Annotated in this window: 1 protein-coding gene; it reads right to left on the bottom strand. The window is 59.1% G+C overall.

The annotated features are described in order from the left end of the window. Positions 1 to 57: 57 nt before the first annotated feature. Positions 58 to 333 (bottom strand): hypothetical protein, encoded by a 276-nt coding sequence (locus tag ACWDSI_RS20490; protein WP_449757693.1) that lies wholly within the window; start codon positions 331 to 333, stop codon positions 58 to 60. Between the last annotated feature and the right edge of the window lie 720 nt (positions 334 to 1,053).

Raw genomic sequence — 1,053 nt, forward strand, 5'->3', positions numbered from 1 at the left:
ACCCATCGAATACGAGACGCGCTACCGTGACACCGTCGCCTCCAAAGCGGAGGTGGCCTAAACCAGGTCTCCATCCGATCCAGGACGGTTCACGGCAAGTGTGACAACAGCGCGCGCTTCTTCCTCTGACGGCTGGCGCTTGGAAGACACGCCGCCATGGCGATCGTGATTCGGCCAGATCACGTCAAGCATGCCAACGAGCGGACTTACGTCGTGATCCTGCGCTTTGCCCGGCAGCACCAGTTTCCATTGATTGCCTTGGTTACGGAGTTGACCCACGACATGCCCTAGATTTGGCTTGGCCTGGTTCGGCACAACGGAAGGAATCAGCACATCCTCAACGGCCTTAATTGCGTGATCCCATGCATCGGAGGGGTCGCCGTCGCGCCCAAAAGCATTAGTCCACGCCTCCCTAAGTTCCTCGGAGGCATCGTCGTCAGGCGACGTTGCAATCTCGTAGGTCGATTGCGCTTGGTCGGAAACGACGCGGATTAGTGACCGATTATCGTCCGCGACCGTCCAAACTGATCCCGAAGTCTCTAGCAGGCGAGCGAGCGCCCTACCGTTTGTCTCACTCCCCCGCATCTGGAGAAGCCATCTATGAGGTCGAGAAAGTACTCTCCATTCTCGCGGCCCAACCTGAGGAGCCCTGCGGCGACGTCATGCGCATCCCAACCTGCAGGCACGGAGGTTCGCATGAGAGATGCAAGCTCACGAATGGTCTCCGCGTTACTAAAGTAGCCACCCGGTCCGGAACTCAAAACCGAGTCGAACCAGTGCTCCAGCAGGTGCGTCAGATGGGGAGGTACGCCTTCGTATGGGCCATCCGGTTCTGACCTGCCCGTTCGTTGCGACAACCGCTTACGTGCCATGCACAAGAGCTTAGGTGGCGGTCCTGACAATCTGGCCTAGCCACGCAGCCGTACAACGTTCTCCCCTACCGTCGGCGTGCCCATCGCGGAGATATTGTCAAGACCTGTGGATGAGCGGTTTTCAGGCGGCCTCCTGGGTGCCTGAGGTGGCGTCGGGTTCGACGAGTTTGCCTTTCTCGAA

The organism is Gordonia sp. NPDC003429 (assembly GCF_053588575.1).